Genomic DNA, 23625 nt, shown 5'->3' with positions numbered 1-23625 from the left:
GGGGCAGCCTGGTCCACCGACCGCCCCGCCGCTTTAATACAGCATCGGCCGCCGATCGCGATGCACGTGATTGTGGCGGCCAATGTGCTTGTCATCGGCTACGCCGATATCCATCGATGCCAGCACCATGCCTTCACCCTCCAGGCTCTGCGTCAACGGATAACCATCGGCGTCGACGATCACCGATCCGCCGATCCACGCAACGCCGCGCTCCGTTTCGCAGCGATCGCACACCGCGATGAACAGCCGATTGACGGCGGCGTTGGCCTGCGCCTTCACCATCTCCGCCGGCCGTTCACCCTGCGGGCGCGGCGCCAGCGGCCAGTTGACCGGCGCGCACAGCAGCTGAGCGCCGGCCAACGCCGGCAGCCGCACCCACTCAGGGAATTCGAGATCGTAACAGATCATCACCGCCAAGCGGCCAAAGCGGGTCTCGACGACCGGCGGTGGCCGATCGCCGGCGGTAAAGATCGTGCTCTCTTCATGCCACAGGTGGGCCTTGCGATAAATCGCCCTCACCCCCTGCGCATCGATCAATGCCGCGCTGTTGGCCACCTCACCCTCGGGCAGGCGCTCGCAGAAACCGGCGACGATCGCCACATCCAGCTCACGCGCCAGTCCCCCCCACAGGCTGAGGCTAGGCCCGTCTTCGGCCTCGGCCAACGCCAGCGCCTCCGCCTTATCGCGCAGCACGTAGCCGCTGTTCACCAACTCCGGCAACACGATGACGTTGGCGCCGTGCTGCGCCGCCCGGCGGATAGCCTGGGCGGACAGCGCCCGATTGTGCTCCGCTTCCCCTACCCGCAACGCTAACTGGCAGCATGCGACGCTGATTTTTTCCTTCACTCCGGTTCTCCTTCCAATAACCCCTCGCAGCGCAACGCCACCCGCCGTTCGGCTTCAAGATCGAGCTTACGGCACATTACGACATAAACGCTCCCGGCCACCAGCAGGCCGATCAGAAAAGCGATATCCGCGCCGCCCAGTAAAACAGCAAAGGGACCGGTGTAAAAGCCCAACGTCATGAACGGCACCATCGCCAGCAGACCGACCGCGTAAGCCGTCAGACCGGAGCCGCCCCAGCGGCCGTAGATCCCCGACGGGTTGAAGATTTCACCTATCGCGTAATGCCCGCCGCGCACCACGTAAAAGTCCATCAGGTTCACCGCCGTCCAGGGCACCAGAAAATACAGCATCAGCAGTACGAAGGTATTGAAGCTGGCGAGATAGCTCGCCGGGATGGCCAACGCCACCGCAAACACCGTCATAGCGACGACGCCAATGCCGGCCATGCGTAATTTCAACGTTGGCGTCACTTTACGGAACGCGTCAATCGCGCTGAGGCTGGTCAGCATTGCGCCATAACAGTTGACCGCCATGATACCGACCAGCGAGGGCACGGCGATCAGCACGGCCAACGTGCCAAACCCAGGATAGACGGCATTACCCACCGCCTGTACGCTGCCGATCGCATCGGGGGCCGGTAAGGCTGAAGCCAGAAACGCGCCCAGCGACATCAGCCAAAGCGCCGATCCGGCCGCCCCCAGGTAAGTCCAAAAGATCACGTTGGCCGACGGCGTTTCATGCGGTAAATAACGCGAGTAGTCGGAAACGTACACTGCGTAGCTGATTTGATAGCCGGCGGCGGCCGACAGCTGAATCAAAAAGGCCGCCCACGAAAAATGCCCAGCGCCGACGACGGCGTCCATCCGCAGCGACAACACGGCGCCGACCGTCAGCACGCCGAACACTGCCATCATCACATAGGTCAGCCAGCGCTGCACCGCATGGAGCATGTCGTGGCCGACGATCGCCAACAGCACGGCCACCGCGATCAGCAACGCATACCAAGGCAGACGGTGGCCCGGCAACACCGTGTTGATCGCATCGGTCGCGAGAATAACGTTGAACACGTTGAAACCGATGTAAACAAACACCACGGCGGCAAAGGGAACGATGGCGCCACGCAGGCCGAATTGGGCCCGTGACTGGATCATCTGCGGCAGCCCCATGCGCGGCCCCTGATTGGCATGACACGCCATGAAGAACGTGCCGAACCCCACGCCGACGGCAATGGCCAGCATCGAATAAAGCGCGCCCAACCCCAACGCCGGGCCGCTGAAACCGACCACCATCGTCGTCAAAACGAAATTACCGGTAAACCAAAACGGCGCCTGATGCCAAACCTTGCCATGCCGCTCGTGACGGGGCACATAGTCTATCGAGCGCACTTCAATTTTTGGGCGTGACGCCACATTGCGATTGTTCATGTCCCACCTCGTCGTTTCAACGCTCGGTTTGCGGCTGCAGCTGCGCTGCCGGGCGGCTCAACAGGCTGCCCAACACGAAGGCGACGCCGCCGCCCAGCAGACCGCCGTAGATCGGGCTGTTGGCATCGATGCCGTGCCAGATCATCAGCCCCACCACACACAGGCTGCCGGTCAGCATGCTGGCAATCGCGCCGGCGCTGGTAGCGCGCGGCCAGAAGATCGCCCCCACCAACGGGATCAACATGCCCCCCACCAACAGGTTGTAAGCCAGCGTCAGCGCCGCCAGCACGTCGCGCACCACAAACGCCAGCCCCAGCATGACCACGCCCATGAAAAGCGTGGTGAAGCGCCCGGCGGCCAGCCCGCCGGAAGGTTTGCGGCGGATGGCCGGCAATACGTCCTCCAGCGCGATGGTGGAAGACGCCAGCAGGCAGGCGCTGGCGGTAGACATCAGCGCCGCCAACGCCGCGGCGGCCACCAGCCCGCTGACGCCGACCGGCAACACCGCCTGCGCGATAGCGGCGAAGGCGCCGTCGGTGTTGCTGAGCGACGGCAGCACGATCTTGCCGGCCATGCCGATCAGCGCGCCGGTCACGCCGTACAGCACGCAATAGACGCCCGCGCCCAGCCCGGCGAAGCGCGCCACATTGGCGCTGCGGGCGGTGAACACCCGCTGCCAGATGTCCTGGCCGATCAGAATGCCGAAGAAGTAGATCAGGAAGAACACCAGAATGGTGTCCAGCCCGATCGACGACAGCTGGTAGTAACCGGCGGGCAGCAGGCTGGTGAACGCCTCCCAGCCGCCGGCCTTGACGATGCTCATCGGCATCAGCACCAGCATCATGCCGACGGTCATGATGATGAACTGAATGATGTCGGTCAGCGTCAGCGACCACATGCCCCCCAGCGTTGAATACAGCACCACCAGCCCGCCGCCAAGCAGGATAGACGCGCTGAACGACAGGCCGAACATCACCTGCATCACGCTGCCGATGGCGATGATCGAGGTCACCGCCACCATCAGGTCATACGCCAGCATGATCGCGCCGCTGGTGACCCGCGCGGCCGGGTGATAACGCCGCGACAGCACCTGGCTGACGGTATACAGCTTCAGTTTGAGCAGCGGCTTGGCCAGCACCAGGCTCAACACCACGATGCCCAGCCCGAGCGCGCCGCACAGCCAGACGCCGGAGATGCCGTAGGTGTAGCCGAGCTTGACGCTGCCGATGGTCGACGCGCCGCCGAGCACCACCGCCGACAGCGTGCCCAGATACAGCCCCGGCCCCAGGTTGCGCCCGGCCACCAGATATGCCTCTTTGGAATTGGCGCGGTGAATGCCCATCCATCCCACCGCGCCTATCACCAGAAAGTAAATCACCACAACCAGCAGATCGAGATTCATGGGTACCTCCACTCCGTTGTTATTGTTATCAGGGGGCCCGACGCAACCGCTCCGCCGGTAGGGTCAGTACGCCGGCCTCAGCGGGCCGGCAGCACGCACAACATTTCAAACAGCAGGTTGGCGGCCAGCAGCGCCGTGTTACCGGAGCGATCGTAAGGCGGCGACACTTCCACCACATCGCCGCCCACCAGGTTCAGCCCGCGGCAACCGCGTACGATCTCCAGCCCCTGCCAAACCGACAGCCCGCCGACCTCCGGCGTGCCGGTACCCGGCGCAAAGGCCGGATCCAACCCGTCAATATCGAAGCTGAGGTAAACCGGCGCATCGCCCATCTGCTCGCGGATCTCCGCCATCAGCGGCGTCAGCGACCGGTGCCAGCAGGCCTCGGCCGGCACCACGCGGAAGCCCTGGCGCCGTGACCAATCGAAGTCATCCGCCGCATAGCCGCTGCCGCGCAGGCCAATCTGCACCACCTTTTCGGGCGCCAGCAGCCCCTCCTCAAACGCGCGGCGGAAGGTGGTGCCGTGCGCCAGCTGTTCGCCGAACATCTCCTCATTGGTATCGGAATGCGCATCGACGTGGATCAGTCCGACCGGGCCATGTCGGCGGGCGACGGCGCGCAGCACCGGCAGCGTCAGGGTGTGGTCGCCGCCGAGCGTCAACGGCATGCAGCCGTGTGCCAGGATCTCGTGATAAGCCGCCTCGATGCGCTGCACGCTGTCCGCCAGGCTGTAAGGGTTGATGGCGACATCCCCCAGATCGGCCACCTGCAGCCGTTCGAACGGGGCGGAACCGGTGCCCATGTTGTAGGGACGGATCATCACCGATTCCTGGCGGATCTGGCGCGGGCCATAGCGGGTGCCACTGCGGTTGGAGGTGCCGATATCCAGCGGAATGCCGACAAAGGCGGCGTCCAGACCGTGCGCCTGTTCGGCGGCGGGCAGGCGCATCATGGTGGGAATACCGGCAAAGCGCGGCATGTCGTTACCGCTTTGGGGTTGGTTCAGCATGGCGTATCCTTGTCTTGATCTGCGATGAATTGAAACATTTGAGCAACATTCGCAGACTACCCCGTTGGCCGCCTCGGCTACCATTCCCGCTTTTGCATGTAAACATCGGAAAACGCGATGCAACTAACCTATTGAAGTATTGATTTTTATTTCAAATTCATGCCATAAGGAAGACCATATCTTCAGCGCCGCACCTATTTCTTCGATGTTAAAAATGGGTTAACCGGCCGACGTTCTGCGGAGGGGGCGATGCTCACCAACCTAAGCGATATCGATCTGAAACTGCTGCGGGTGTTCGTCGCGGTGGCGGAAGCCCAAGGCGTCAGCGCCGCACAGGAAGCGCTGTTGATGAACCAATCCACCATCAGCACCCACCTGGCCTCGCTGGAAACCCGGCTGGGTTTTCGCCTGTGTCAACGCGGCCGCTCCGGCTTCCGGCTGACGCCCAAGGGCGAACGCATGCTGATCGCCTGCCGCTCGCTGTTCAACGCCGCCCGCGACTTCACCCGGGTCAGCCAGTCGCTGAACGGCCTGCTGACCGGCGATCTGCAGATCGGTCTGGTGGATAATCTGGTTTCGCTGCCGGGCAATCCGTTCAGTCAGGCCATCCAACACTTCCAACGCCGACATCAGGACGTGCAATTGCAGTGCCGCATCTGTTCGCCGAACGAGATTGAACAAGGGTTGCTGCACCGGCAGCTCGATCTGGGCATCGGCTACTTCGGCCAGCAGCTGGAGGCGTTGCGTTATCAGCCGTGGCTGGAGGAGACGCAGGCGATCTACTGCAGTAGGGATCACCCGCTGTTCGCGGTAGAAGAACCGGGGCGCGAGCAGATTGAAAACGCGCGCTGGGTCAAGCGCGGCTACCTGCTGGCACAGCAGCTGTGCCCGATCGCGCCGCCGCATCTGGCCGCGGTGGCCCACCATATGGAAAGCGTCGCCCATCTGGTGCTGAGCGGCACCTGTCTCGGCTATTTGCCCACCCACTACGCGGCGCGTTGGGTGGAACAGGGGCTGCTTCGGCAGTTGGGCGGTACGGCGCTCTCATACCGCGCCACGCTCAGCCTGGTCAGCCGCCCCGTCCAGCCCGACGAGGCGCTGAACGCGCTGCTGGAGGATTTGGCGCGCGCCGCACGCCCATCACCTCATCGCTGAGAGGCCAGCGCCCGATTCATGGCAAACAGCGTGCCGGTTAAAGACAGGACGAGTAATCCGATGATGGCCCAGGCGAAAGAGGGCGCCCCGCCCTTGTCGAGCAACATGCCGCCGACCGCGCCACCGGCTGCCACGGCGGTATTCCAGCCCGTCGTATACATGGACTGCGCCACGTCGGCCGCGCGGCCGGAAAGGCGTGACAATGCCGTCTGCGTGAGGGTGGCGAAACCGCCGAAAGCCACGCCCCACAATGCGACGGAGAGATAGACCATCGGGATCATCCGTCCCCCACTCCCCAGCAGCACGGCAGCGAGAGCAAAGATGACGATACTCATCACCGTAAGAGATTGGACTCGCCGATCGACCAGCATCCCGGCGACGCCCAATCCGGCAATCGCGCCCAGCCCGAAGATAAACAGAACGATATCGACCCGCTCGGACAACCCCGACGGCTTGAGAAAAGGCTCCAGGTAGATATACAGAATGTTATGGGCAACGATAAAGGTGAACACCACGAACAGCACGGCGCGGATCCCCCGTTGCAAGAATACGCCGCTCAGAGACGGCCGATGCACCTTAGCCTGGCCGGGGAAATCCGGCACGATGGCGATGATCCACACCACGAGCACCAGCGCCATCAACGTCATCAGACCAAAGGCGCCCTGCCAGCCGATGGCTCGGCCAAGCAACGTGCCGAGCGGTACGCCAAGCACCAACGCCAGAGTGGCGCCGGCGCCGGAGATCGCAATAGCGCGGCCGCCAAGGTGGGCCGGTGACATGCGCACCGCATAACCAGCCAGCAAAGACCAAACGATGCCGCCGAAAACGCCGGCGAAGAAACGCGTCGCCAATGAGACGTGATAATCGTTCGACAGCGCCGTGACGAGGTTAACGATGGCAAAACCGCCGATCGCGCTCAACAGCAAGGGGCGGCGCCGCATACCTTGCGTCAATGCGGTCAGCGGAATAGCGGCGACCAACGCGCCCACCGCATAGGCGGTGATGAACTGCCCCGCCAGGCTTTCAGATACGTTCAAATCGCCCGCGATCGAAGACAGCACGCCCGCCGGCATGATCTCGGTCAGCAGCGTGATGAAAGCGGCCATTGCCAATGCCAACAGGCCCCCCAGCGGCAATCGCTCGATGCCCCCGGCAGGCGCAGATATCGTCGTTTGATTCATCAATCACTCCCCATTCAAAGATGTTTCCGCCCATCGCGGATGACGTTTGCATCATGCTGCCCACTCGCTGATAAAAGAAAAACAGGCTAAAGTGAACAACACTCATGACATAAAGTTCATCAATAGAATGGAAGCCTATGGAAAGTCTGGGTTCTCTCGACGTTTTCGTGCGGGTCAGTGAAAGCCGCAGTTTCACGGCGGCCGGGCAACAGCTGGGGATCTCCGCCTCGGCGGTCAGCAAGACCATCGCCCGGCTGGAGGAACGGCTCAGCGTGCGCCTGTTTCACCGCTCTACCCGCACGGTCAACCTGACACCGGAAGGGGCCTTGTTTCTGGAAAGGTGCCGACGCATTTTGAGTGAGGTGAAAGAGGCGGAAGCCGAACTGTTGCAAACGCGGGGAACACCTCAGGGCAAGCTGCGCATCAGTCTCCCGTCGCTGGGCACGCTTTTCATGCCAAAACTGGGGGACTTCAAGCGCCGCTATCCTGAGATCGAGCTGGATATTGATTATTCGGATCGGCTGGTTGACGTGATTGAGGAAGGTTTCGATGCCGTTATCCGCAGCGGAACCCCGAGCGATTCACGGCTGGTTGCCCGCCGGCTGGGTACCTGCCGCAAGGTTTTCGTTGGCGCACCGGGTTATTTCAGCAAAGTGGGTATGCCGCGCAAGCCCGAGGATCTGACAAGCCATGCCCGTTTGCATTATCGCTTTCCCAGCACCGGCAAACTGGATGTCTGGCCGCTGGGAGACAAGACGGAGATGATCCCCGAACGGCCGGCCAGCATGGTGACAAATACCCTCGATCCGCAGGTATGCTTCGCCGAACAAGGGCTGGGCATCGCTTATTTGCCGGAGATCGCCGTGCGCAGACAGCTGGAACAGGGCAGCCTGGTGACGGTTTTGGATGACTACGACCGCGAGAACATGGTTTTTCATGTCCTCTGGCCGTCGGGCCGCCACCTGTCAGTCAAAATCAGGCTGTTCGTCGACTTTGTGACGAGCCACCTTTTCCCGCTTTAAACAACGTATGCCGCCTTAACTGACCGGCATACGCGCCGGATCGGGATACTGGTACTCAAAACCCAGCTCGTTGCAGATGCGGTTGCCGTCCACCAGCCGCTCATCCTGATCCGCTTCGTCGGCGAACTGCGGCGGCGCCAGGTGCAGCTGTTCGGCCAGCGCAGGATAAAATTCGCGTTTGGCCGGATGATGCGGCGCGCACAGGTTGTACACGTGACCGCCCCTCGGCAGCTTCAGCAGCAGTTGGATGGCGGCGATGACGTCGTCCTGGTGCACCAAATTCACCCCCTGCGACCCGCCCTTCACGTCGAGTTTGCCCGCCAGGAAGCGGCCGGGGTGACGATCGGCGCCCACCAGCCCCGCCAACCGCAGAATGTCCACCGAGGTGTTCGGCAATTCATGCAGCCAGCGCTCCAGCTCGGCCAACACCCGGCCCGACGGCGAGACCGGCCGCAGCGGCGACTCTTCGCGCAGCGTGCCGGCAGTTTCGCCGTACACCGAGGTGGAACTGGTAAAGATCACCCGCGGCACGCCAAAGGCCATCGCGCTGTCCACCAGCATGCGCACCGCATTGAAATAGTTCTCGCTGCCTTCGACGGTACGGCGAGCGGGCAGCGTCACCACCAGCGCATCCACGCGCAGCAGCGATTCCAGATCGTCCGGATCGCACACCAGCTCCGGCGTCAGCTCCAGTTGATAGCATTCAATGCCGCTCATGCGCGCGGCCTCGACGCCGTCCGGCGTGGTTTTGCTGCCGACCACATCATACCCGCGGCCCATCAGCGATAACGCCAACGGCATGCCCAGCCAACCTAAACCAATAATGGCTACCTTTTTCATCCTCTTCCTCTCCTGAAGATCGCAGCGCCCTGCCCCTAAGGCTACGCCACTGTACACGGCGATACAATCTGCCCGGCTTAAGGTTAGGTAAAGCCGTGTGTGGCTAATAACTCAACCTGTTTCAATAAATTAAATTTATGACGTTAAAAAAGGGTTGCACGGTGGACAGCGGATAGTTTAGCTTAATTGGCATACGGTTTTTACCGGCTTTTGATTAGAGAAAAACACCATGACACGCGTTCAGTTCAACCACCATCATCACCATCACCCTGACTAGTCTTTCAGGCGATGTGTGCTGGAAGACGGTTTGTTAATCTTCCAGTGGCGCGCAGAACGCAAGAGAGAGCCCTCGGAAGATTTCTTCCGAGGGTTTTTTTTTTTGGCTCCGGACAGACAGAAAAGAAAGTTTTTTACAATAAATTCAAAAAATTACAGATTAAACAGAGGTTACCATGCTGGACAAGACACGTTTACGGATCGCAATGCAGAAGTCGGGCCGCCTGAGCGATGAATCCCAGGAACTGCTGGCACGCTGCGGCATCAAGATCAACCTGCAGCAGCAGCGTCTGATCGCCTTCGCCGAAAACATGCCGATCGATATCCTGCGCGTGCGCGACGACGACATCCCGGGCCTGGTGATGGACGGCGTGGTCGATCTCGGCATCATCGGCGAGAACGTGCTGGAAGAAGAGCTGCTCAGCCGCCGCGCCCAGGGTGAAGACCCGCGTTACTTCACCCTGCGCCGCCTCGATTTCGGCGGCTGCCGCCTGTCGCTGGCCACCCCACTCGACGCCGAATACGCCGGCCCGCAAAGCCTGCAGGACGCCCGCATCGCCACCTCTTATCCGCACCTGCTGAAGCAATACCTCGACAAACAAGGCGTGCGCTTCAAATCTTGCCTGCTGAACGGCTCGGTGGAAGTCGCGCCGCGCGCCGGCCTGGCCGACGCCATCTGCGATCTGGTCTCTACCGGCGCCACGCTGGAGGCCAACGGCCTGCGCGAAGTGGAAGTGATCTACCGCTCCAAAGCTTGCTTGATCCAACGCGACGGCGAAATGCCTGAAGCCAAACAGCAGCTGATTGACCGCCTGATGACCCGCATTCAGGGCGTGATCCAGGCGCGCGAATCCAAATACATCATGCTGCACGCGCCGAGCGAGAAGCTGGACGAGATCGTCGCGCTGCTGCCGGGCGCCGAACGCCCGACCATTCTGCCGCTGGCCGGCGCGCAGAATCGCGTGGCGATGCACATGGTGAGCAGCGAAACCCTGTTCTGGGAAACCATGGAAAAACTGAAAGCGCTCGGCGCCAGCTCGATTCTGGTGCTACCGATTGAAAAGATGATGGAGTAACGCCATGTCGACCTTCAACACGCCGATCGATTGGGCAACGTGCAGCGCCGAACGCCAGGCTGAGCTGCTGATGCGCCCGGCAATCGCCGCCTCCGACAGCATCACCCGCACGGTGAGTGAGATCCTCGACAACGTGAAGGCCAATGGCGATCGGGCGCTGCGCGACTACAGCGCCCGTTTCGACAAGGCGGAAGTCTCGGCGCTGCGCGTCAGCGCCGAGCAGATCGCCGCCGCCGCCGCGCGGTTGGGTGATGACATCAAACAGGCGATGGCGGTGGCCGTCGCCAACGTGGAAACCTTCCACAACGCGCAGCGACTGCCGCCGGTGGACGTCGAAACGCAGCCAGGCGTGCGCTGCCAGCAGGTGACCCGCCCAATCGACTCGGTGGGCCTGTATATTCCCGGCGGGTCAGCGCCGCTGTTCTCCACCGTACTGATGCTGGCGACGCCGGCGCGCATCGCCGGTTGCCGCCGGGTGGTGCTGTGCTCGCCGCCGCCGATCGCCGATGAGATCCTGTATGCGGCGCAGCTGTGCGGCGTGCAGGAAGTGTTTCAGGTCGGGGGCGCGCAGGCGATCGCCGCCCTGGCGTTCGGCACCGAAAGCGTGCCGCGCGTGGCGAAGATCTTCGGGCCGGGCAACGCCTTCGTGACCGAAGCTAAGCGGCAGGTCAGCCAGCGCCTCGACGGCGCGGCCATCGACATGCCGGCCGGCCCTTCTGAAGTGCTGGTGATCGCCGACGCCGGCGCCACCCCGGCGTTCGTCGCTTCCGATCTGCTGTCGCAGGCCGAACACGGCCCGGATTCGCAGGTGATCCTGCTGACGCCGGACGCGGCGATGGCGCAGGCGGTGGCCGAAGCGGTGGAAAGCCAGCTGGCCGAGCTGCCGCGCGCCGACACCGCACGCCAGGCGCTGGCGAGCAGCCGCCTGATCGTAGCGCGCGATCTGACTGAGTGCGTGGCGATCAGCAACCGTTACGGCCCGGAGCACCTGATTATTCAGACCCGTAATGCGCGCGAACTGGTGGACGGCATCACCAGCGCCGGTTCGGTGTTCCTCGGCGACTGGTCGCCGGAGTCCGCCGGCGATTACGCCTCCGGCACCAACCACGTGCTGCCGACCTACGGCTACACCGCCACCTGCTCCAGCCTGGGGCTGGCCGATTTTCAAAAACGCATGACGGTGCAGGAGCTGACGCCGCAGGGCTTCAGCAACCTGGCCGCCACCATCGAGACGCTGGCTGCCGCCGAGCAGCTGATCGCCCACAAGAACGCCGTGACCCTGCGCGTCGCCGCCCTGAAGGAGCAAGCATGAGCATCGAAAAACTGGCGCGCGCCAACGTTCGCGAGCTGACCCCTTATCAATCGGCGCGCCGCCTCGGCGGTAAGGGCGACGTGTGGCTGAACGCCAACGAATACCCGATCGCACCGGAATTCCAGCTGACCGCGCAAACCTTCAACCGCTATCCGGAGTGCCAGCCGGCGCAGGTGATCGAACGCTACGCCGCCTACGCCGGGGTCAAGAAAGAGCAGGTGCTGGTCAGCCGCGGCGCCGATGAAGGCATCGAGCTGCTGATCCGCGCCTTTTGCGAGCCGGGCAAAGACGCCATTCTGTTCTGCCCGCCGACCTACGGCATGTACGCCGTCAGCGCCGAAACCTTCGGCGTGGAGCGCCGCACCGTGGCCGCCAAAGAAGACTGGCAGCTGGATCTGCCGGCCATCGCAGACAGCATGGACAACGTGAAGCTGATCTACGTCTGCAGCCCGAACAACCCAACCGGCAACCTGATCGACCCTGACTCTCTGCGCAGCCTGCTAGAGCTGGCCAAGGGCAAGGCGATCGTCGCGGTGGACGAAGCCTATATCGAGTTTTGCCCGCAGGCCACGGTGGCCGGCTGGCTGAGCGACTATCCGCACCTGGCTATCCTGCGCACGCTGTCGAAGGCCTTTGCGCTGGCCGGCCTGCGCTGCGGCTTTACGCTCGCCAATGAAGATCTGATTGCCCTGCTGCTGAAGGTGATCGCGCCTTACCCGCTTTCGACGCCGGTGGCGGATATCGCCGCGCAGGCGCTGAGCGAAGAAGGTATCCGCACCATGCGCCAGCGCGTCACCGATATCGCCGCCACCCGCAGCTGGCTGCAGCAACAGCTGGAGAAATGCGCCTGCGTCGAGCAGGTTTTCGCCAGCGACAGCAATTACCTGCTGGCCCGCTTCACCGCCGCAAGTAATGTGTTTAAAAGCTTGTGGGATCAGGGCATTATCTTACGAGACCAAAACAAACAGCCCGGGTTGTCCGGCTGCCTGCGCATCACCATAGGCACCCGCGACGAATGTCAACGCGTGGTGGACGCCTTGTCCGCCCTACCCGGCGCCAACCCGACTCGCCAGGAGCCAATGTGAGCCAAAAAATCCTCTTTATCGATCGTGACGGCACGCTGATCGCCGAGCCACCGGAAGATTTCCAGGTTGACCGCCTGGACAAGCTGGCGCTCGAGCCAGACGTGATCCCTTCCCTGCTGGCGCTGCAACAGGCGGGGTATCAGCTGGTGATGATCACCAATCAGGATGGGCTCGGCACCGCCAGTTTCCCTCAGGAAACCTTCGATCCGCCGCACAACCTGATGATGCAGATCCTCAGCTCGCAGGGCATTCAGTTCGCCGATGTGCTGATCTGCCCGCACCTGCCGGCGGACAACTGCGACTGCCGCAAGCCGAAAACCGCGCTGGTGAAGGGCTACCTGGAACCCGGCGTGCTCGATACCGCGCACAGCTACGTGATCGGCGATCGGCCGACCGATGTGCAGCTGGCGGAAAATATGGGCATCCAGGGGCTGCGTTACCAGCGCGGCGTGCTGGGCTGGAAAGAGATCGTGCGCCAGCTGACTCTGCGTGACCGTCACGCGCGGGTTAACCGCGTGACCAAAGAGACGCAGATCGATGTCAACGTCTGGCTGGATCGCGAAGGCGGCAGCAAAATCAAAACCGGCGTCGGCTTCTTCGACCACATGCTGGATCAGATCGCCACCCACGGCGGCTTCCGCATGGAGATCGACGTCAAAGGCGACCTGTATATCGACGATCACCACACCGTAGAGGACACCGGCCTGGCGCTGGGCGAAGCGTTGAACAAGGCGCTGGGCGACAAGCGCGGCATTGCCCGCTTCGGCTTCGTGCTGCCGATGGACGAGTGTCTGGCGCGCTGCGCGCTGGATATCTCCGGCCGCCCGCACCTGGAGTACAAGGCCGAGTTCAACTATCAGCGCGTCGGCGATCTCAGCACCGAAATGGTCGAGCACTTCTTCCGTTCGCTCTCCTACACCATGGGTTGCACGCTGCACCTGAAGACCAAAGGCAAAAACGACCACCACCGGGTCGAAAGCCTGTTCAAAGTGTTTGGCCGCACGCTGCGCCAGGCGATCCGCGTCGAGGGCAATACCCTGCCGAGCTCGAAAGGAGTGCTGTGATGAACGTGGTGATTTTGGATACCGGCTGCGCCAACCTGGCCTCCGTCACCTATGCGGTGCGGCGCCTGGGCTATCAGCCGGAAGTGAGCCGCGATCCGGAGATCGTGCTGCGCGCCGACAAGCTGTTCCTGCCGGGCGTCGGCACCGCGCAGGCGGCGATGGATCAGCTGCGCGAACGCGATCTGATCGAACTGATCAGGGCCTGCACTCAGCCGGTGCTGGGCATCTGCCTCGGCATGCAGCTGCTGGCGGCCAACAGCGAAGAGAACGGCGGCGTGACGACGCTCGGCCTCATGGATACGCCGGTAAAGCAGATGACCGACTTCGGCCTGCCGCTGCCGCACATGGGTTGGAACCAGGTATCCGCGCAGGCGGGCCACCATCTGTTCCGCGGCATCGATGACGGCGCCTACTTCTATTTCGTACACAGCTATGCGATGCCGATATGCCCCAGCACCATCGCCCAGGCGAACTACGGCGAGCCCTTCACCGCCGCCGTGCAAAAAGACAACTTCTTCGGCGTGCAGTTTCATCCAGAACGATCTGGAGCGGCCGGCGCGCAACTGTTGAAAAACTTTCTGGAGATGTAGGCAGCATGATTATTCCGGCTTTGGATTTGATCGACGGCAACGTGGTGCGCTTGCATCAGGGCGATTACGGCCAGCAGCGCGACTACGGCAACGATCCGCTGCTGCGTCTGCAGGACTATCAACAACAGGGCGCGCAGGTACTGCACCTGGTCGATTTGACCGGCGCCAAGGATCCGGCCGCACGCCAGATCCCGCTGCTGCGCAAGCTGTTGGCGGGGGTTAACGTGCCGGTGCAGGTCGGCGGCGGCATCCGCAACGAGCAAGACGTCAGCGCCCTGCTGGAGGCCGGCGCCACACGCGTGGTGATCGGCTCTACCGCGGTGAAACAACCGCAGTTGGTGCAGAGCTGGTTCGAGCGCTACGGCGCCGACGCGCTGGTGCTGGCGCTGGACGTGCGTATCGACCCGCAGGGCGTGAAACGCGTGGCCATCAGCGGCTGGCAGGAAGATTCCGACGCCACGCTGGAACAGGTGGTGGAGCAGTTCCTGCCCTACGGGCTCAAGCACGTGCTGTGCACCGATATTTCGCGCGACGGTACGCTGGCCGGTTCCAACGTGGCGCTGTATCAGGCGATCAGCCGCCGCTATCCGCAGGTGGCCTTCCAGGCCTCGGGCGGCATCGGCAATCTGGACGACATCGCCCAGTTGCGCGGCAGCGGCGTTGCCGGCGTGATCGTAGGGCGCGCCCTGCTGGAAGGTAAATTTAGCGTTGAGGAGGCGATCGCATGCTGGCAAAACGGATAATCCCGTGCCTGGATGTTAAAGACGGGCAAGTGGTAAAAGGCGTGCAGTTCCGCAACCACGAAATCATCGGCGACATCGTGCCGCTGGCGCAGCGCTATGCGCAAGAAGGTGCGGACGAGCTGGTGTTTTACGATATCACCGCCTCGAGCGACGGCCGGGTGGTGGACAAAAGCTGGGTATCGCGCGTGGCGGAGGTGATTGATATTCCGTTCTGCGTCGCCGGCGGCATTAAAAGCGCCGAGGATGCCAGCCAGATCCTGTCTTTCGGCGCCGACAAGATTTCGGTCAACTCGCCGGCGCTGGCCGATCCTGAGTTGATTAGCCGCCTGGCGGAACGCTTCGGCGTGCAGTGCATCGTGGTGGGCATCGATACCTGGTTCGACAGTGAAACCGGCAAGTATCACGTCAACCAATATACCGGTGACGAGAGCCGCACCCGCATCACCCAGTGGGAAACCCTCGACTGGGTACAGGAAGTGCAGCGCCGCGGCGCCGGTGAGATCGTGCTGAACATGATGAACCAGGACGGCGTGCGCAACGGTTACGATCTGCAGCAGCTGCGCCGGGTGCGCGAGGCCTGCAAGGTGCCGCTGATCGCCTCCGGCGGCGCGGGCACCATGGAGCATTTCCTGGAAGCGTTCCGCGATGCGGACGTCGACGGCGCGCTGGCGGCGTCGGTGTTCCACAAACAAATCATCAATATCGGCGAACTGAAAAGGTTCCTGGTCGAACAAGGCGTGGAGATTCGCGTGTGCTGACAGAACAACAGAGAAACCAGCTGGACTGGGAAAAAACCGACGGCCTGATGCCGGCCATCGTGCAGCACGCCGTTTCCGGCGAAGTGCTGATGCTGGGTTACATGACGCCGGAAGCGCTGGCGACCACCGAGCAGAGCGGTAACGTCACCTTCTTCTCACGCACCAAGCAACGCCTGTGGACCAAAGGCGAAAGTTCCGGCCACTTCCTCAAGGTGGTCAGCATCACGCCGGACTGCGATAACGACACGCTGCTGGTATTGGCCAACCCGATCGGCCCGACCTGCCACCTCGGCAACAGCAGCTGCTTCCACCCGGCCGCCAGCGACTGGACGTTCCTCTATCAGCTGGAGCAGCTGTTGGCGGAGCGCAAGCACGCCAGCCCGGACAGCTCGTACACCGCCAGCCTGTACGCCAGCGGCACCAAGCGCATCGCGCAGAAGGTCGGGGAAGAAGGTGTGGAAACCGCGCTGGCCGCCACGGTCAACGATCGCGAAGAGCTGACCAACGAAGCTTCGGACCTGATCTATCACCTGCTGGTGCTGCTGCAGGACCAGGATCTGGATCTGAGCGCGGTGATTGGCCGGCTGCGCGAGCGGCATCAGAAAAAAGCGTGACGTTAAATCACGCACAATAAAAAAGCCGCCGGGCGTTAACCTCGGCGGCTTTTTTTATCGCTCAACGGGCGAGGTTATTCCATCCATTCGGTATGGAACACGCCTTCCTTGTCGATACGTTTGTAGGTGTGCGCACCGAAGTAGTCGCGCTGCGCCTGGATCAGGTTCGCCGGCAGTACCGCAGAACGGTAGCTGTCGTAGTAGGCGATCGCGGCGGAGAAGGTTGGCGTAGGGATACCGTTCTGCACGGCATAAGCTACCACGTCACGCAGCGCCTGCTGGTACTCGTCAGCGATTTGCTTGAAGTATGGCGCCAGCAGCAGGTTGGCGATATCGGCATCCGCCGCGTAAGCGTCGGTGATCTTCTGCAGGAACTGGGCGCGGATGATGCAGCCGGCGCGGAAGATCTTGGCGATTTCGCCGTAGTGCAGATCCCAGTTATTTTCTTTAGAAGCGGCTTTCAGCTGTGAGAAGCCCTGTGCGTAGGACACGATCTTACCCAGATACAGCGCGCGACGCACTTTCTCGATGAATTCGGCTTTGTCGCCGCTGAACGGCGCCACTTTCGGGCCAGTCAGCACTTTAGACGCGGCAACGCGCTGATCTTTCAGCGAGGACAGGTAGCGTGCGAACACCGATTCGGTGATCAGCGACAGCGGTTCGCCCAGATCCAGCGAGCTCTGGCTGGTCCACTTGCCAGTGCCTTTGTTGGCGGCTTCGTCCAGGATCACATCGACCAGGTATTTACCCTCTTCGTCTTTCTTGGTGAAGATGTCTTTGGTGATGTCGATAAGGTAGCTGTTCAGCTCACCCTTGTTCCACTCGGCGAAGGTGTCGGCCAGCTGCTCGTTGCTCAGGTTCAGTGCCTGCTTCAGCAGAGAATAAGCTTCGGCAATCAGCTGCATGTCGCCGTATTCGATGCCGTTGTGCACCATTTTCACATAATGGCCGGCACCGTCTGCGCCAATGTAGGTCACGCAAGGCTCGCCTTCCGCAACCGCAGCGATTTTCTCCAGGATTGGCGCCACCAGCTCGTAAGCTTCTTTCTGGCCGCCAGGCATGATGGAAGGCCCTTTCAGCGCGCCCTCTTCACCGCCGGAAACGCCGGTGCCGATGAAGTTGAAGCCCTGGTCGGACAGTTCACGGTTACGACGGATGGTGTCCTGATAGTAGGTGTTGCCGCCGTCGATCAGGATATCGCCCTTGTCCAGGTGTGGAGTCAGCGAGGCAATGGTTTTATCCGTCGCTTCGCCCGCTTTCACCATCAGCAGGATGCGGCGCGGTTTTTCCAGCGATTCAACAAACTCTTCAACGGTGTAATACGGCGCCAGATTCTTGCCCGGGTTCTCAGCGATCACTTCGTCAGTTTTGTCGCCAGAACGGTTGAAAATGGAAACGGTGTAACCACGGCTCTCGATGTTCAGCGCGAGGTTGCGGCCCATTACCGCCATGCCGACAACGCCGATTTGTTGCTTGGACATTTAGGAACTCCTGTCTGAGGATGACCCTGCCGGCAACGTCGGCCAGCAGGTTTTGTGATGTGGCACACATGTTAACTCAGGATTGAGCCGCGTGGGTAGTGATTGGTGCGATAGGTCACATGATGTCGCAATATATTCATATCCTCCCCACAAAAAACCACGGCACCCTAAGGTGCCGTGGTCTGCGGTTCAGTCAATCAGTACGAAACGAGGGGCTTGAGTCACCGCACCTGGGCCGCCTTGAACGCGTCTACTTTTTCCTTCAATAAACGCTCACTTTCACTGATCATATCCAGATATTGAGTATTTACGAACCCCCACAACGTGGAGGTTTGATCCTCAGCATGCCCAACCTGGAAAGGTAGAGTGGTCACCACAACCAGATTTGGCACTGACTCCAAATAGCGATCTATGGTATTGGTTTGAGCATCAACGTTACGTTCATCCCAGTGGCTAACTGCCTCTATCCCACGACGTGAGTAAATATTCATCACCGTGCTTGTCATGCGATTGATATAAATATACTCAATGCCATCGACCTCCTCGACAGCCAGAATCTCCGTATCTTCATTCAAATGCGCAATAATGCCCGAGAAAATGTGCCAATCCCAATTGCTGCGTTCCAGATAAGCAACAATCTTCTCAAGTTTAATGTCAAAGTCGTCAGGGAATAACGCATCGTCCTCGCAGATCATAGCCATTTCGGTATTACGATCGGCAAGCACGGACAGCATGTATTTATAACTCATGCCACATCCGATCCAGCCAATACGGTGTCTAACCCCCTCAATGACCTTGAAACCATGGGTAGGCTTACTGAGGAAATCTTGCTTCCGCACCGGTGTTTCCGTCAGTGAGAGGCAGAGTTTTGGAATATCCGCCTCTATCGCAGGGATAAAATCAACGCCATTTTTATAAGTTTCGAAATCAATCAAATCATTCGCCAAAAGATAGCGTTTGAAATAGCCTTCAAAGTTGTTGTCGCTATGAGTAAACAACGCAATATTTTTCTTACGGCTAGCATGATAATCTTGATCGTTCAAGAGACGATCAATTTTTTTCGCCATTGCGTCAATATCGCCAATAGGAGCAAAATCAATAACATCAATGAGAGACGTATGCTCCGCGATATCCACACTTTCTTCACTAACAATTGGCGTTCCCAACGATAGCACTTCGTAAATACGTGTGGTCTCAAGCAACGCATTCTCATAGTAATGCAGGTTAATAACCAGTTTGGCATTTTTCACCAGCCGGGTCAGCTCATCGCCGAATACACCAGAGGCAATATGAATATTAAAACGTTGTCCCAATTGTTCAAGATAATGACGACGACGCTCACAATTCGTATCACCATAGAAGAGAACGTCAATTTGCTCCTCATTGCCGTTCAACTTATGACCTTTCTGGGTCAATTTTGAGCTGTAGTCTGCAAAAGAAGCAATTGGGAGGTAGAACAATTTTTGATAAGGGATACCATGTTCTAATAAGTAATTAATGTTAGTCAGGGAATAGTCAAATATAGCCATTGCACGTTCGAGAATCGCAAAATACTCTGGCGTAAACCAACGTGGGTTAATAGATTGTTCCATTTGGAACGCAACAAAGTTTTGCGGCAGCTCAGCAAAAATTTGAGGGCAAATAACAATATGCAGTTGCCCACTGTCCGCCGGCGCTGAGTATGCTTCAATTATGGTAACGCCGCGCCCCACCTCTACAAGCGTTTTCTCAAGCAAATGGGCCACAAACAGTGTATGCCTAGTAGTGAGAATAACAATATGGTCGGTATCTATATTAACTAGCGGCATCGGCGTATTAGCGGTATTTTTCGCCACACGTAGAAGACTGCTACGCAACTCAGCGAAACGGCCGGTTAGCAATAGTTTGCCTGCCACTTTAGTTTTGCGAAGCAAAGCCTTATAAGGATGCGGACTTGCACGAAACGCTTGCCAACCTTTCCCAACCAAAGAGGTCGATTTTGTCCCTTTACGCTGTCGCATGTAGTGTCTGGATATATCCCTGATTACCCCAAACTCACCGCGAATGGCCCGACCAAGCATACGAACAGGTACCGTTAGTCGCCACGACAGACTTTTTCGCATATTGTTCATGTCGGACTGACTTTCACTAAGTTGTTGACTCAGTGTTTCAACCTTTAATTTAAGAGGTTCGTCTTCAACATAATTATTATTTAAAAGAAGAACTTCTTTTTGCGCATTCTCCAACAATTGCTGAGTAACCAGCTGTTGCTCTCGCTGTTGTATAAGCGTTTCCTGAAGCAACAGCAATTGCTCTTGCATAGAAGAAATCATTGCCTGCTTTTCTTCGTTATCGATCATCAGATGATGCTCAGCAACACGAATTTTTTGTTGCATATCATCCTGCTTTTCATTTTCTTGCTTAACCTGTTTTGATAGCAACTCACCCAGAGTCAACCCCTGCATTTTTAAAAATCCTTCCTTCTCAGTAGAATAATATTCAATATGGCGACTGACTATCGCCTGTTCACTTGGCCGAGATAAACGGAATCGCAGATAATCAATATCGAAAATCAATTCGAATGGAACTAAGTATGAAAATAGATAAAATGCCAAACGATTAGTTCTTTCTTGTTCATCGTCTGCCAAGGTTATATATTTATATGAACTGTCACCAACGACTGTCGTTGGTATACCAGCGAAAATTCCTTCTAATCCCACACTAGAATTAATCGTTAAAATCTCTCGACAACGCTGGACGAAAGACAAACTGGTCGGTGAACTGTCGATCTCATACTCACCCTCCTTGAGCTGGAACTGACTACCAGGATGAGTGCGAATTAATAATTTTTTCTCTGGAAAACGTGTACGCGCATAGGAAAGCAACGTCAGATTAGTGAATTCTTCACCATAAGCAACGAGATTTGAATCGTCTTCAACCTGTAATGCGATCCCCAGATCGGCATCACACTGCTGCTCATGAGTATTTGGCACACGCAGGAAGTAACGATGCAACTCCTCTATGGAAAGATCGACCTGGCACTGTTCCTGAACCGCCAAATAGCGCTTCTCTGCCTCTGTGTGACCGTTAACACCTGAGAAATCCAAATACCCTGTACTATAATAAGAGGGCATTCTCAACGGCCCTACTTCAAAGTGCATGACAGGAATAGATAAAGACTCGGCAACGGCCTCCAGAGAAGGGCAATTGCAAATTGACAATATCCCCTCTATTTTTCCAGACTCATAGCCTTGGAGATGGTTTAGCAGCTCAGCTTCCAGCTCGGGGATTCGCTGGGTCAGCATTTTCTTGAACGCCAACATCGGATTGTAGTTTGAAGAGTCTAATAAACTCTCAAATACACTCTCTCTCAAATGGTAATAATCATGACTGGCCAATAGCTCATCAGACGGAATGCTGTAACCCAAATTATTCATTGTAGGTACATCAAATTCCCAACGTTCTGACTTGCGCCACTCTTCCGGAGACAACAAGTAATCATTACCGGCGATAAAAAGTGAACGCTGCTGCAATGAGTTAAGCAGGCGATAAAATATCCATAAATAGGGAGCTTTCACTCCCCTAAACGGATATGGCGGTAAGAATACAGCAATCATTGCTCTAATTACTCCTCGCTTAAAACACTGATAGGGGCATAAACAACCCCCCCGAGTTCACGAGAGGACCAAAACTTCAATCTCATCATTGGTCTGCGTTGATCCAACTCTTCTCGCTCGCCGCCTTGCAGCGATGCCAAGCCGCAATGAACCAGGTAATCTCCTGAGTTAATTGGCAATTTAACCTTATAAATCACATGCTGCTCACCAGCCTTGAGGATTAAAGGTTTGCCGGCTCCAATGTTGCTGTCCCCCCAAATATCTCCCCCCTGCGCTTTAGAGATGGAGATTCCCAAGGCAACATCTCGAATCTCTTCTGAAGCAAGGATAGTAAAATCCAAGGTCAGTTCATCACCAGAACGTACCAAAGGCTTATCGGAGAGTGAAGTGCCATCCGATTTTATCACTTCGAGATTTTGAATAATCGCTCGAGCACTGCCAAAGCGCTTTTCTCCCACTTCGGTATTCAACTGCCCCTGTTGCAAACCCTGCAAGTCAGATTGATTCATCACAACAGACGAGGAGATCTTGCCCGTATTCTCTCGTTTCACTGCTTGCGACAACAGCATTCCTTTCTCATAAGCCAGAACAGCAGCCAGTACGTCATAGGTGTCGCCCACTAACTCCCCATTGTTCATAACCAAACAACGGTCAGCGTATTCCAGAATACTACCGGTAGAGTGGGTCACCATGATAATAGTGACCCCCTTAGCACGAAGAGCCTCCATGCGTTTATAGCATTTATATTGAAAACCGATATCGCCTACGGCTAACGCCTCGTCCACGATAAGGATTTCAGGTTCGACACAGGCTTGGACAGCAAAAGCCAGACGAATATACATCCCGCTTGAGTATGTTTTAACGGGTTGATCGATAAACTCGCCAATATCTGCGAAGTCAGTAATCTCCTGAAAACGCTCATCGATCTGTTCACGGGAAAAACCTAGAACAGAGCCATTAAGATAGACATTATCACGCCCCGTGAACTCAGGATTGAACCCTGCGCCTAACTCAAGTAGGGCCGCAATACGGCCATTGACTTGTATTTCTCCCTGAGTTGGAGTCAGCGTACCGCATATCATCTGTAATAACGTTGACTTACCTGCACCATTTCGTCCGATAATACCTACGGTCTCACCTTTCTTAATAGAGAATGAGACATCGCGAAGTGCCCAAAACTCGCGGAAATAGCGGCGAGACTCACGTCGTACTACACGTTGTAACCTCGGAGCAAAAAACTGTTTTAAACGATCTCGTGGACGATCATAAATTTGATAACATTTGCTCAATGCAGTCACTTGGATCGCGATTTCATTAGAGGACATCAGCAAACCCCTTTCTGGTTTTCTGGAAGAATACAAAACCGAACCATGCAACTAATGATGCCGCCAGGGTGTAAACAGCTAAACCTTGCCATTCAGGCAAACGCCCCCAAATTAAGACATTCCGTGATTGCTCAATAATAAATGTTAGGGGATTAAGCATTATCCAAATGCGATATTTTTCCGGTAACGACGTGATAGGGAAAAATACTGGTGACAAAAACATCATAACCGTTGTGATAATGACAGTCGTCTGACCAACATCGCGTATAAAAACACCCAGGGATGCCAATATCCATGCCAATCCAAGGCAAAAAACGACCAGCGGCAAGAAAACTAACGGTATAAAAACGACGGTCCAGTGCAGAAAACCGTTGAATAAAAAGAATGCACATAGCAGTACAACCAAGCTGATCAGGGTATGGAACAACGCAGCGCATAACCCAATCACTGGCAACGTTTCCAAAGGGAAAACCACTTTCTTCACATAGTTGGTATTCCCTAGGATAATTTGCGGTGCCCGATTAACCACCTCGGCAAAAAAACCATGCACAATCATGCCAACAAAGAGGATTACAGCAAACTGCGTACGGCTTTCATCGCCACCGACGGACCAACGTGCTTTAAAAACAACCGAAAAAACAAATGTATAGACCGTCAACATAAACAAAGGATTGAGGAACGACCATGCCAGTCCCATAGTGGAACCCTTGTATCGCCCAACAACCTCACGTTTTGTCATTTGCAAGATCAGCGATTTGAACCCCCAAATGTTACGGATCAGAGCTAGGGGTGACAGAGGTTGCGATTTATGAGGATTACTCATTA

The 23625-nt window shown here is 57.8% G+C and carries 21 protein-coding genes and 1 other annotated feature; of the genes, 11 read left to right on the top strand and 10 right to left on the bottom strand.

What is annotated here, in order from left to right:
• Positions 1-33: 33 nt before the first annotated feature.
• The 4 genes from FOT55_RS01920 to speB form a co-directional block, all read right to left on the bottom strand.
• Complete coding sequence (locus FOT55_RS01920; RefSeq protein ID WP_049207929.1) at positions 34-846, bottom strand: nitrilase-related carbon-nitrogen hydrolase; 813 nt, start codon at positions 844-846, stop codon at positions 34-36.
• Positions 843-2270: a purine-cytosine permease family protein gene (locus FOT55_RS01915; protein WP_049205896.1), complete on the bottom strand. Its 1428-nt coding sequence runs from the start codon at positions 2268-2270 to the stop codon at positions 843-845. Before FOT55_RS01915 ends, FOT55_RS01920 begins: the two co-directional genes overlap by 4 nt.
• Before the next feature lie 16 nt (positions 2271-2286).
• Positions 2287-3672, bottom strand: a complete 1386-nt coding sequence (locus tag FOT55_RS01910) for a sodium:solute symporter family protein (protein ID WP_025302197.1) — start codon at positions 3670-3672, stop codon at positions 2287-2289.
• Positions 3673-3749: 77 nt separating this feature from the next.
• Entirely contained in the window at positions 3750-4682 is a 933-nt protein-coding gene (gene speB, locus FOT55_RS01905) for an agmatinase (protein ID WP_043137848.1), read from the bottom strand.
• Positions 4683-4931: 249 nt separating this feature from the next.
• Between speB and FOT55_RS01900 the strand changes: the two genes are divergently transcribed.
• Entirely contained in the window at positions 4932-5837 is a 906-nt protein-coding gene (locus FOT55_RS01900; RefSeq protein WP_025302195.1) for a LysR family transcriptional regulator, read from the top strand.
• Here the strand turns inward: FOT55_RS01900 and FOT55_RS01895 are convergent.
• Complete coding sequence (locus FOT55_RS01895) at positions 5828-7018, bottom strand: MFS transporter (protein WP_147823017.1); 1191 nt, start codon at positions 7016-7018, stop codon at positions 5828-5830. The two genes, FOT55_RS01900 and FOT55_RS01895, sit on opposite strands and share 10 nt — an antisense overlap.
• A 137-nt stretch (positions 7019-7155) precedes the next feature.
• On the opposite strand from FOT55_RS01895, the gene FOT55_RS01890 reads away from it, so the two are divergent.
• The gene (locus FOT55_RS01890; RefSeq protein WP_043137856.1) at positions 7156-8040 is read left to right on the top strand and encodes a LysR family transcriptional regulator; all 885 of its coding nucleotides are present in this window, start codon (positions 7156-7158) and stop codon (positions 8038-8040) included.
• A gap of 15 nt (positions 8041-8055) precedes the next feature.
• Here FOT55_RS01890 and FOT55_RS01885 read toward each other — a convergent pair whose 3' ends face one another.
• Entirely contained in the window at positions 8056-8880 is an 825-nt protein-coding gene (locus tag FOT55_RS01885; protein ID WP_043137858.1) for an SDR family oxidoreductase, read from the bottom strand.
• Positions 8881-9109: 229 nt separating this feature from the next.
• On the opposite strand from FOT55_RS01885, the gene hisL reads away from it, so the two are divergent.
• The 9 genes from hisL to hisIE all read left to right on the top strand — a co-directional run bounded on the left by hisL (position 9110) and on the right by hisIE (position 16398).
• Entirely contained in the window at positions 9110-9157 is a 48-nt protein-coding gene (gene hisL / locus FOT55_RS01880) for a his operon leader peptide (RefSeq protein ID WP_100396937.1), read from the top strand.
• Positions 9133-9259: a sequence feature (His leader region), on the top strand. (Overlaps the previous gene by 25 nt.)
• 73 nt (positions 9260-9332) lie before the next feature.
• On the top strand, positions 9333-10232 hold the full coding sequence (gene hisG / locus FOT55_RS01875) for an ATP phosphoribosyltransferase (RefSeq protein WP_015377256.1): 900 nt from the start codon (positions 9333-9335) through the stop codon (positions 10230-10232).
• A 4-nt stretch (positions 10233-10236) separates the two neighbouring features.
• Positions 10237-11544, top strand: coding sequence for a histidinol dehydrogenase (hisD, locus tag FOT55_RS01870; RefSeq protein ID WP_025302191.1), 1308 nt, complete (start codon positions 10237-10239; stop codon positions 11542-11544).
• The gene (gene hisC, locus FOT55_RS01865; RefSeq protein ID WP_147823016.1) at positions 11541-12629 is read left to right on the top strand and encodes a histidinol-phosphate transaminase; all 1089 of its coding nucleotides are present in this window, start codon (positions 11541-11543) and stop codon (positions 12627-12629) included. Before hisD ends, hisC begins: the two co-directional genes overlap by 4 nt.
• Complete coding sequence (hisB, locus tag FOT55_RS01860) at positions 12626-13693, top strand: bifunctional histidinol-phosphatase/imidazoleglycerol-phosphate dehydratase HisB (RefSeq protein WP_015377254.1); 1068 nt, start codon at positions 12626-12628, stop codon at positions 13691-13693. Before hisC ends, hisB begins: the two co-directional genes overlap by 4 nt.
• A complete protein-coding gene (hisH, locus tag FOT55_RS01855; RefSeq protein ID WP_147823015.1) occupies positions 13693-14283 on the top strand; it encodes an imidazole glycerol phosphate synthase subunit HisH in 591 nt (196 codons plus the stop codon). Before hisB ends, hisH begins: the two co-directional genes overlap by 1 nt.
• A 5-nt stretch (positions 14284-14288) precedes the next feature.
• On the top strand, positions 14289-15026 hold the full coding sequence (hisA, locus tag FOT55_RS01850) for a 1-(5-phosphoribosyl)-5-[(5-phosphoribosylamino)methylideneamino]imidazole-4-carboxamide isomerase (RefSeq protein WP_025302188.1): 738 nt from the start codon (positions 14289-14291) through the stop codon (positions 15024-15026).
• A complete protein-coding gene (hisF, locus tag FOT55_RS01845; protein WP_025302187.1) occupies positions 15008-15784 on the top strand; it encodes an imidazole glycerol phosphate synthase subunit HisF in 777 nt (258 codons plus the stop codon). Before hisA ends, hisF begins: the two co-directional genes overlap by 19 nt.
• The gene (gene hisIE, locus FOT55_RS01840) at positions 15778-16398 is read left to right on the top strand and encodes a bifunctional phosphoribosyl-AMP cyclohydrolase/phosphoribosyl-ATP diphosphatase HisIE (RefSeq protein WP_015377251.1); all 621 of its coding nucleotides are present in this window, start codon (positions 15778-15780) and stop codon (positions 16396-16398) included. Before hisF ends, hisIE begins: the two co-directional genes overlap by 7 nt.
• Before the next feature lie 74 nt (positions 16399-16472).
• On the opposite strand, the gene gndA is transcribed toward hisIE, so the two are convergent.
• The 4 genes from gndA to FOT55_RS01820 all read right to left on the bottom strand — a co-directional run bounded on the left by gndA (position 16473) and on the right by FOT55_RS01820 (position 23623).
• The gene (gndA, locus tag FOT55_RS01835) at positions 16473-17879 is read right to left on the bottom strand and encodes an NADP-dependent phosphogluconate dehydrogenase (RefSeq protein ID WP_147823014.1); all 1407 of its coding nucleotides are present in this window, start codon (positions 17877-17879) and stop codon (positions 16473-16475) included.
• Positions 17880-18100: 221 nt separating this feature from the next.
• Positions 18101-21475 (bottom strand): GT99 family glycosyltransferase N-terminal domain-containing protein, encoded by a 3375-nt coding sequence (locus FOT55_RS01830; RefSeq protein WP_147823013.1) that lies wholly within the window; start codon positions 21473-21475, stop codon positions 18101-18103.
• Between the two features lie 8 nt (positions 21476-21483).
• Positions 21484-22800 (bottom strand): ABC transporter ATP-binding protein, encoded by a 1317-nt coding sequence (locus FOT55_RS01825; protein WP_049205871.1) that lies wholly within the window; start codon positions 22798-22800, stop codon positions 21484-21486.
• Complete coding sequence (locus FOT55_RS01820) at positions 22790-23623, bottom strand: ABC transporter permease (protein WP_049205867.1); 834 nt, start codon at positions 23621-23623, stop codon at positions 22790-22792. Before FOT55_RS01820 ends, FOT55_RS01825 begins: the two co-directional genes overlap by 11 nt.
• Positions 23624-23625 lie beyond the last annotated feature (2 nt).

Source organism: Serratia bockelmannii (genome assembly GCF_008011855.1).
In the GTDB taxonomy this organism is placed as follows: Bacteria; Pseudomonadota; Gammaproteobacteria; order Enterobacterales; family Enterobacteriaceae; genus Serratia; species Serratia bockelmannii.
Note: the sequence above shows the minus strand (reverse complement) of the source record. Positions and strands in the feature narration are given on the sequence as shown.